Source organism: Pseudomonas sp. NMI760_13, from assembly GCF_021283245.1.
Taxonomy (GTDB): Bacteria; Pseudomonadota; Gammaproteobacteria; order Pseudomonadales; family Pseudomonadaceae; genus Aquipseudomonas; species Aquipseudomonas peradeniyensis.
Genome location: NZ_JAJSRC010000059.1, coordinates 1 through 8,580, shown reverse-complemented (window position 1 = coordinate 8,580; position 8,580 = coordinate 1). Strand labels below are relative to the sequence as shown.

Below are 8,580 nucleotides of genomic sequence, written 5' to 3'. Positions count from 1 at the left end.
GCGCGGGCAAGTTCAGGCCGCTACGACCGCTGCAACCGGCTTAGCGTGCTTTATTTTCCGTTTTCTGAGGCGACCCCCTTCATCGCGAATTGCACCGCCCAAGACGATCTGCACTGAAATCAATACTTTCTGATGCCTCTTGATTAGAGATGCCAGCCATAATCATCTCATCGCCAACGCATACGGCGTTCGGCAGCCAACACACTCTCACTCACTACTGGAAGCTCAGACATGAAAACCATAGGCATTGAAAACTCGAAGTCCAGCGTACAGGCCCACTTAACGCTTGGAACCAAAACTATGGGGCTAGGTATCTATGGCGCGTACTTGGCTCTCGCTATTATTTACTTCTGGTTCGGCGGCATGAAATTTACCCACTACGAGGCCGAGGGCCTGGTTCCACTGGTGAGCAACAGCCCGCTTTTGGGATGGGTGTATAGCATTTTTTCGGTCGACATGTTCTCCAGCCTGCTCGGCATACTAGAGATTTCGATCGGCACTCTGATCGCAGGCCGCATGCTGTCGCCCAAACTATCCGTGGTAGGAGGCGCTCTGTCTGCAGGCCTGTTCTTCACAACCCTTAGCTTTATGTTTTCCACTCCGGGCGTCATTGAGCCTAGTTTAGGGTTTCCGGCGATTTCCGTTGCGCCAGGTCAGTTTCTGCTTAAAGACTTAGGGTTGCTTGCTGTTTCGATATTTGTGGCAGGCCATTCGCTGGTTGAACTGGAAAAACGTAAAATTAATGCATAATTTTTTCAATGGCTTAAGGCAGTAATGCCTTAGGCCTTTTTGCCATCATTTTCCCCCGCCAGATCTTTCAACCAGTCACGAGGGCTCAACCCCGTCTTGCGTCTAAATGCGCGAGACAGCGCCGAAGGACTTTCGTAGCCGACTTGAGCTGCAATCAGCGTAATCGAGCGCCCTTCTCGCATCAGCTTCTGAGCCAGGCTAACTCGCCAACTCAACAAATAATCAGCAGGCGTCTGTCCGATGACACTCTTGAAATGCACGGCATACGCAGCGCGTGACATATTTGACTCACTGGCCAGCTCTGCTATTGACCAGGCATGTTCCGGGGAGTTGTGCATCTGTAAAAGCGATCGGGCAAGCCGCATGTCGGCCAGTCCAGCCATCATTCCGGTGCGCAACTGGTGATGATCGAGCAGGTAACGGAGCAACAGAATGATTAGGAGCTCAAATAAGCGCTCAAGCGCGGCTTCCCTTCCACAATGCACATTTGCCGCCTCGGCAAACATCCACTCCAACGTGTCTGCCAGCATGGGCAGATCATCGAGTGCGAGCACCAAACAGTCCGGTAATGAAGCCGACAAAGGATTATCAATTCCGCCCTCAAACTCCATGGAAGCACACAACAACTTTGCGCCATCGGACTCACCCGCAAACAATTGATGCTTGGCGGGGCGTGGCATAAAAATCAAGCTAGGGCGAGTGAGCTGCAAATCCTTGCGATCGGGACCAAGCAACGTCACGCTGCCGGCCTGAAGCAGATGGATATAACCTCGCCGCTCGGCGCCATCGTAAGATGCAGAGCCGCATAGGTCGCCGTCATAGAACAGATTGGCCCGCACGCCGAACCGCGAGAGCAAATTAGACAAACGATCCATTGGCCGATCCTTGACGAGTCAGAACGCACAGACCATACCATCTGCGTTGTCGTTCAGTGCCTGTAGCGAACACAATGTCATCAACCTAAGCTGCAGCCCTGCCCAAGGCAAGCCCCCCGAAGCAGCCAGCCGCCATGGCCGTCGGGCGATGACCAGGCCTCTGCCGCTCAATCAGGCGGTCTAACTGGGCTGGCGGTGATGTGATCATCGTCTGTTCCGGCTGTCTAGGCGAGATTTCTCGTTCTCCGGACGAGCCTATGCCGACCGCTTGTGGCCAGCTTTTTTTTGCACGGAGGTTGGGCGGTGGTGTTTCTTCAGCGCGTCGGTTTGTAGCCCTCACAACCTCGGCTGGCTGCGCGTTTGCGTTGGCGCGCAAAGCTACGGCCTGAGCGTACGGCACTGAGGCTTTTAGCCATCAAGGCCAGCACATTGCTCAGCCCCTGAGCACAGTGCCGCACCAGCAGCTCGACCAGGGTATTTTTGAGCCGTGACACGCCTTGGGTGAAGTTGACTTTCCATCGCAGCTTGCGACCTTTGTGGCGCTGTTCGATGACCGGCTGTAGCAGGTGCTGCATCAACAGCGCCAGGTTCTTCAACAGTTGAGCGGCATGAAAGTCCTGCTTTACAGCAGTCACGCTGCGGCCGCTGAAGTTGTCCAGCGTCAGGGTTTGTTTGAGGCGACGGAAGTCGGTTTCGATGCCCCAGCGGCGGTGGTAAAGCTCGGCAAACACCTCAGCGGGAAAGGCTTCTCGATCCAGCAACGAGGTCAGCAATACCTCGCTTTCGCCGTTGGCCAACTCGACCCGGATCAGTCTCAGCTCGATCTGGCTGGCAGGATCAACGCCAGCCTCGGAGCAGAACAGACGTGCTTCAGGATGGTTGGCCACGAAAAGCTGTGTGTCTTCAACTTGGCCAGAGTATAGAAACGCTTTGACCTGGGCGTTATAGCCACAGGGCAGGCGCATCAGAAAGTGCCGCTGTTGCTGCGCGAACAGCGCGAATAACCAGTGCCCAGGGTAACCACGGTCAAACAGCGTCAGGCTGTCAGCCGGCAGGTGCTCAAGGTGCAGATGGGCACAGTCGCGCTCGCCGACGGTCAGGGGCACGATCAGGCTATGCAGGGTTTGACCGTCAGCGACTTCGTAGAGTGTGGACAAGCGAGCCATGGGAAAGCCAGAGTGACTGCCAAAGAAGGTCGCCATGGTCGACTCCAGGGGTAAATGCACGGTCGAGCCATCCACCGCGAGCACCCTCAGCCCACGCCACTTCTGACGCAGCCCGAAGCAGTCAATTTGTTGCTGCAGGAGGTGATTGAGACTTTCAAATACCTCGGGGTTGAGCTTTTTGCGCGCTTTGCAGAAGGCCTGCGCAGTGACCATTTGCGTCTCAGTCGGCGCCTGATTGAGTACGCGATAGAACTGATCGAGTTCGGTTTGCAGGGCCGTGCGCGGCTGATTGAGCAGGAACAGGACGAGGTTCTTGAAGGTGAGCTGGCGTCGGCGGGTAAAGTCTTGAGGATTCTGGCGGTGGGCGGCGATGAAGGCGGGACAATCGAGCGGACTGGTTATTTTTTGTACAATTTTCAAACCAGGGCTTGGCTGGCGGTGTCAAGCGATGCGGTATAGGTAGTCAAAAGGGCTTCTCCCATGCACTGATTTGAGCGCTAATTATATGATATTTATGGATAATTTCCAAAGTTGATGACATTGGTAGCGAACATGCCGGCGTAAATCAGCCAACGGATAAAGTGATCACTGAGCAGCTCAGCCTCCCTTTCCAGTTCGGCTGTTAAAAAAACAACACCGTTGTTTGAAAGCACCAGCAAATCAAGTGCTCACTCTTCTATTTTACAGTACCTGGCAACAGCACTTTGCGGTGCAGTCGATCAGATATCCGGAAGGTTGATCGTAAGCTTCAGCCTAGCGCTCTTCGAATTTAATGTCGTCGAGCTTCGGCCCAACCATTCCCCCGACCTACTCTTCCCTCCCCTAGAGACCCTAGCAGTCACTTGAATCGCGGCTGTCTGCGATAAGGTGTTGCTGGTAACTATTGCATCAGCGCCTGAAAACTCCACCTCGGCCGGCAGACTTGAGACCTTAAGTCGTATGGTAGCGAGAGGTACCTTGGAGCCCGATAGCGTCTGTACGAAAACGAACACACTGTCATCCAAAGCGACCTTTTCGAAAATTTCCGGGGAAATGTCCACCCGTACCTTGAGCGGTGTTGGTGGCAAGCCAGCAACATGGTTAATCGTCAAATTGTTGTTTTTTTCATCCGCTGAAAGACCGTTTCTTGCCTTTCCAATGGCCTGTACTAAAGCAGCGTGTGACGGATGGTCGGAACCCATCTCTGCTAATGCGTGATGCCAATATTTTAAAGCATCTTGGTAACGATGCTCTTCAAACGCAGCCAGACCTATGAGACTCAAGCTCTGGAGCTCACCCGGATTTCCATTTAAAGCTTCATCTGTCAGCGCCTTGATTGGCGGAGACCACATTTTGTTGTTAGAGAAATACAATGCTTTAGCCCACTCGCCTAATAACTCCGGTCGGCGACCGGCCAGTGACACCGTTCGTTCGAACATTCTAGCGGCATCGTCGGGCCTCCCTTGAGCCATGTAGTTTTGGGCCAGGTTATAAGCGTTCTCAGCTGACTCCGGTTGGGCGTTAACCGCGCGTTCCAGACGGTCGTTCATTTGCGCGAGTGAACCGGGAGGCTGGGCGAACTCACGAACCAGCTCGACTTTGTCGCTGGCGCCAAAATGCAGGTACAGCGCGAGCCCCAGCGCCGGTATCAAGAAAGCCACGAATACTGGTAGCGGCTTGCCTGTAGTCGAAAAACGTTCGAGGCCAGCTCCTTCGGTGTCCGCCAGCAATTCGCGGTCCGCCTCAGAGCGGGCACTGTTTTTTTGCGCAGGAGACATCACTCCGTCCCCTTGCTGAAGCTGTAGCTCCGCCAGGCGTTCCTGATACAGCGCCACGTAAAAAGCGGTGCGATCTTCTTCGCTTTGGGCACGACGTACAAACAACACAGGGATTAGCACGAAACTGAGGGCAACCAGCAACAGCAGGCCGACCCATAGCCAGAAATCAATCATTAGATTCTTTACCCAATAGGAGGAGGAGCCGTTGACGCTCTTGGTCAGAAAACACCTCAACATCATCGCCATGCCGACCACGATGACGTGCAACGATCAAGTAAATCACCCACACACCGCCCAACAACAAACCGCCAGGCCCAAACCAGAGCAACCAGGTGTGGCTGTTCAGCTCAGGTTTGTAGCGCACGAATTCGCCATAGCGATCGACCATGAAGTCGATGATCTGCTGATTACTCTGACCTTCATCGAGCATGCGAAAGATCTCTTTTCGCAGATCGGCGGCGATGGGGGCATTGGAGTCTGCGATATCCTGGTTCTGACATTTCGGACAACGCAGTTCCCGGGTCAACTCGGTGTACCGGGCGCGTTCGACCTCATCCTTGAACGCGTAAGCATCGATGGCAGCTTGGGCGGCACTAGCGGAACACAACACTAAGAGAGTTCCACATAGAAACCGGCTCATTGCGTGCCCTCCTGCACCAGACCTTGATAAAGATCTGCAAGCTGTTCACGCCACACCGTCTCATCTATAACGCCGACGTGCTTGTAGCGAATGATGCCCTTACTGTCGACCAGGAAGGTTTCCGGCGCGCCGTACACGCCCAGATTCAATCCGAGGCTGCCGGCTTCATCGCGAATATTCAGCTGATAAGGGTCGTGAAAATCCTTCAGCCAGTTCAGAGCATCGAAATTAACGTCTTTGTAATTGACTCCATGAATCACCACCCCCTGCTGGGCCAGTTTGTTCAGCACTGGGTGTTCTGCCCGACAAGCGACGCACCAGGTACCCCAAACGTTTACCAGCGCCGGTTTGCCCAGCAAATCGGCACGGGTCAGGGACCTATTGTCTTGCACGGATTGCAGGGAGAAATTGGGGAACGGCTTGTCAATCAACGCTGAGGGCAACGCCGAGGGATCGAGGTACAACCCTTTACAGAGAAATGCTGCCATGCCAAGAAAAAGCACCAGCGGTGTTGCCGCTGACCGAAAACTGACCCAGTAGAGGCTGTTCTGCCGACTGAAAACTGACCCAGGTGTTCAACTGCTTCTGCTCAATTTTTGAGCAGGAGAACACAGGGTGATCAGTATGGAAATGATGGGCAAAATTCGCCGGATGTATTTCCGCGACAAGCTGTCGCTGCATGAGATAGCCAAGCGCACCGGGTTGGCGCGCAACACGATTCGCAAGTGGGTCAGAGCACCTGAGGCCAAGCCGCCGGTCTACCAACGCCGCGCGATCTTCAACAAACTCAGCCCTTTTCACGCCACGCTGGAGCAGGCGCTAAAAGCCGATTCGCTGCGGCCCAAGCAACAGCGGCGCAGTGCCAAGGCGCTGTTGGCGCAAATCAAAGCCGAAGGTTATGACGGTGGCTACAGCCAGCTCACCGCGTTTATCCGTGCCTGGCGAGGGGGACAGGGCAAGGCGTCGCAGGCCTTTGTGCCGCTGACCTTTGCTTTTGGCGAGGCGTTTCAGTTTGACTGGAGCGAGGAAGGCTTGCTGGTCGGCGGCATTTACCGGCGTATGCAGGTGGCACATCTGAAGCTGTGTGCCAGCCGTGCGTTCTGGCTGGTGGCGTATCCGAGCCAGGGCCATGAGATGTTATTCGACGCCCATACACGCTCGTTCGGCGCCTTTGGCGGCGTGCCGCGCCGAGGCATCTACGACAACATGAAGACCGCCGTCGACAGGGTCAATAAGGGCAAAGGCCGCACGGTGAATGCGCGTTTTGCGGTGATGTGCGCGCACTACCTGTTCGATCCAGACTTCTGCAACGTCGCCGCTGGTTGGGAAAAGGGCATCGTTGAAAAGAACGTGCAAGACAGCCGCAGGCGCATCTGGCTAGACGCCCAGGACTGCCATTTTCACTCCTTCGAGGAACTCAATGCCTGGCTGGGCCAGCGCTGCCGCGCGCTTTGGAACGAGCTGACGCACCCGCAATACAGCGGGCTCAGTGTGGCCGAGGTGCTGGAGTTGGAGCGCGCCGAACTGATGCCTATGCCCGCGGCCTTCGACGGTTACGTCGAACGGCCTGCGCGGGTTTCCAGTACCTGCCTGGTCAGCGTCGGGCGTAACCGCTACTCGGTGCCTTGTGAGTACGCCGGTAAGTGGGTCAGCAGCCGTTTGTATCCGACCCGCATCGAGGTGGTGGCCGATGATGCGCTGATTGCCAGCCATGCGCGTTTGCTGGATCGCGACCAGGTCAGCTACGACTGGCAGCACTACATCCCGCTGATTGAGCGCAAGCCCGGCGCGCTGCGCAACGGAGCGCCCTTTGCTGATCTGCCAGCGCCGCTGCGTCAGCTCAAGCACGGACTGAAACGTCATGCCGGCGGTGATCGGATCATGGTGCAAGTCTTGGCTGCCGCACCAGTGGCTGGGCTCGATGCCGTGCTGGTAGCCGTTGAGCTGGTACTGGAGAGCGGCAGCCTGAGCGCCGAACACATCCTCAATGTCGTGGCACGGCTGACAGCATCCGAACCGCCGCCCAGCGTCGAAACCCACTTGTCGCTCAAGGAAGCCCCCGTCGCCAACACGGCGCGCTACGACCGCCTGCGTGGCCAGACCGAGGAGATCGGTCATGCGTGATTTGATGGCGGAACTCAAGGAACTGCGCCTGCACGGCATGGCCACTGCCTGGGCGGAGTTAACTGTGCAGGGTGAGTCGAACACAGCCTCGTCCAAGTGGTTGCTTGAACACCTGCTGGAACAGGAGCACACGGATCGTGCCATGCGCTCGGTGAGCCACCAGATGAACATGGCCAAGCTGCCGATGCACCGCGATCTGGCCGGCTTCGACTTCAGCGCCTCCAGCGCCGACGCTCGCTTGATCAGCGAGCTGGCCAATCTGAGCTTTACCGACACCGCGCAGAACGTGGTGCTGATCGGCGGCCCAGGCACCGGCAAAACCCACCTGGCCACCGCACTGGCCGTGTCCGGCATCACCCGGCATGGCAAGCGCGTGCGCTTCTACTCCACGGTCGATCTGGTCAATCTGCTGGAGCGCGAAAAACACGACGGCAAAGCCGGGCGGATCGCTCAGGCACTGCTGCGCATGGATCTGGTCATCCTCGACGAGCTGGGGTATCTGCCCTTCAGTCAGGCCGGTGGCGCGCTGTTATTTCACCTGCTGTCCAAACTGTACGAGCACACCAGCGTGGTGATCACCACCAACCTGAGCTTCGCCGAATGGTCGAGCGTGTTCGGCGACGCCAAGATGACCACCGCCCTGCTGGATCGGCTGACCCACCACTGCCACATCGTCGAAACCGGTAACGAGTCCTATCGCCTGCAACACAGCAGCTTGGCGGCCCAGGCCAAGATCAAATCACGGGAGCGAAAGCGTAAGGGCGGCCAGGAACCGGAGGACGATGAGCCGTTCTGATTTCATGGCGACGACGGCCTGCTACATGGCTGCGTGTGGCAGGTCTTAAACAACTGAACTGGGCTAGCGAAGGAGTGGGGGCAACAGCAGCTGCGCTGGTAGACTTATCCACAGTTGCTGGTAACAAAATCAGCAATCCGCCCTGGGTCAAATTTCAATCGGCAGGGTGGGTCAATTTTCCATCAGCGCCAACAGCGCTACCGGGCTAGCGGCCTCAATCTGGTAACGGCTGCCGTCGTGTTGTGGAACACGGCCTATCTGGAACGGGCTGCGCACGCGCTGCGTGGCAACGGCCATGCCGTTGATGACGCGCTGTTGCAGTACCTGTCGCCGCTCGGTTGGGAGCACATCAACCTCACCGGCGATTACCTCTGGCGCGGCAGCGCCAAGATCGGCGCGGGCAAGTTCAGGCCGCTACGACCGCTGCAACCGGCTTAGCGTGCTTTATTTTCCGTTTTCTGAGGCGACCCCT

8 protein-coding genes and 1 pseudogene are annotated in these 8,580 nt (G+C 56.6%); 4 read left to right on the top strand and 5 right to left on the bottom strand.

The window, feature by feature from the left end; all coding sequences use genetic code 11:
- Positions 1 to 231 precede the first annotated feature (231 nt).
- Positions 232 to 750 carry a YkgB family protein gene (locus LU671_RS28930; RefSeq protein WP_003464991.1) on the top strand — a complete coding sequence of 173 codons (519 nt, stop codon included), beginning with the start codon at positions 232 to 234 and terminating at the stop codon, positions 748 to 750.
- A 29-nt stretch (positions 751 to 779) separates the two neighbouring features.
- Here LU671_RS28930 and LU671_RS28925 read toward each other — a convergent pair whose 3' ends face one another.
- From LU671_RS28925 to LU671_RS28905, 5 genes are all read right to left on the bottom strand, one after another.
- Positions 780 to 1,625 (bottom strand): AraC family transcriptional regulator, encoded by an 846-nt coding sequence (locus LU671_RS28925; RefSeq protein ID WP_003464995.1) that lies wholly within the window; start codon positions 1,623 to 1,625, stop codon positions 780 to 782.
- A 314-nt stretch (positions 1,626 to 1,939) separates the two neighbouring features.
- Positions 1,940 to 3,211 carry an IS4-like element ISPa1635 family transposase gene (locus LU671_RS28920; RefSeq protein ID WP_232857795.1) on the bottom strand — a complete coding sequence of 424 codons (1,272 nt, stop codon included), beginning with the start codon at positions 3,209 to 3,211 and terminating at the stop codon, positions 1,940 to 1,942.
- Positions 3,212 to 3,510: 299 nt separating this feature from the next.
- Positions 3,511 to 4,722 (bottom strand): c-type cytochrome biogenesis protein CcmI, encoded by a 1,212-nt coding sequence (gene ccmI, locus LU671_RS28915; protein WP_012080656.1) that lies wholly within the window; start codon positions 4,720 to 4,722, stop codon positions 3,511 to 3,513.
- On the bottom strand, positions 4,715 to 5,188 hold the full coding sequence (locus LU671_RS28910) for a cytochrome c-type biogenesis protein (protein WP_012080655.1): 474 nt from the start codon (positions 5,186 to 5,188) through the stop codon (positions 4,715 to 4,717). Before LU671_RS28910 ends, ccmI begins: the two co-directional genes overlap by 8 nt.
- Positions 5,185 to 5,694 carry a DsbE family thiol:disulfide interchange protein gene (locus tag LU671_RS28905; RefSeq protein ID WP_255260239.1) on the bottom strand — a complete coding sequence of 170 codons (510 nt, stop codon included), beginning with the start codon at positions 5,692 to 5,694 and terminating at the stop codon, positions 5,185 to 5,187. Before LU671_RS28905 ends, LU671_RS28910 begins: the two co-directional genes overlap by 4 nt.
- A gap of 118 nt (positions 5,695 to 5,812) precedes the next feature.
- Here LU671_RS28905 and istA point away from each other — a divergent pair, with 118 nt between their 5' ends.
- The 3 genes and pseudogenes from istA to LU671_RS28890 form a co-directional block, all read left to right on the top strand.
- Positions 5,813 to 7,312 (top strand): IS21 family transposase, encoded by a 1,500-nt coding sequence (gene istA, locus LU671_RS28900; protein WP_101509640.1) that lies wholly within the window; start codon positions 5,813 to 5,815, stop codon positions 7,310 to 7,312.
- Complete coding sequence (istB, locus tag LU671_RS28895; RefSeq protein WP_054882055.1) at positions 7,305 to 8,108, top strand: IS21-like element ISPst3 family helper ATPase IstB; 804 nt, start codon at positions 7,305 to 7,307, stop codon at positions 8,106 to 8,108. The genes istA and istB overlap by 8 nt, the downstream gene beginning before the upstream one ends.
- 189 nt (positions 8,109 to 8,297) lie before the next feature.
- Positions 8,298 to 8,546: pseudogene (locus LU671_RS28890) on the top strand (Tn3 family transposase); the annotation flags it as partial.
- Positions 8,547 to 8,580 lie beyond the last annotated feature (34 nt).